Below are 535 nucleotides of genomic sequence, written 5' to 3'. Positions count from 1 at the left end.
TCTATACCCGCTACATGGGCATGTCGCAGATCGTCAAAGGACTGGGTGGATGATGAAGCCTCGGCAAATGAATGCGGGGCGGCGGAATAAGGAAGGCAAATGGGCCTGGCGGCTGACCGGCTTCGTCACGCTCTGCGTCTACATCTTTATGTTCGCGCCGATCATGGCGACCGTCATCCTGTCATTCAATGCCTCGATGTTCGGCAGCTTCCCGATGACCGGCTTTAGCATGCAATGGTACGGTAAGCTGATGGCCAATGAAGCGGTGCTGGCCGCGTTCCGCACGTCGCTGTGGATAGCCTTGGTCACGGCGACAACCGCCACCGCGATCGGCGTCGTCACGGCCTTTGCGCTGGTGCGCTTCGAATTCCCCGGCAAACAGACGCTGAGCGCGCTGGTGATCTTGCCGGCGCTGGTGCCGGAAACCATCCTCGGTGTCGGCCTCTTGGTGCTGATCAAAGCCGTCGACCAGCCGCGGACGCTGCTGCTGCTGGTGCTCGGCCATATACTGCTCGCCGTGCCCTATGTGGTGCTG

1 pseudogene is annotated in these 535 nt (G+C 60.9%); it reads left to right on the top strand.

The features are described from left to right. Positions 1-49 precede the first annotated feature (49 nt). Positions 50-535: pseudogene (locus EOA23_RS35330) on the top strand (ABC transporter permease); the annotation flags it as partial.

Origin of the sequence: Mesorhizobium sp. M2A.F.Ca.ET.042.01.1.1 (assembly GCF_003997405.1) — a bacterium.
Classification (GTDB): Bacteria; Pseudomonadota; Alphaproteobacteria; order Rhizobiales; family Rhizobiaceae; genus Mesorhizobium.
The sequence above is the reverse complement of the archived record's forward strand: the minus strand, read 5'-3'. Positions and strand labels throughout refer to the sequence as shown.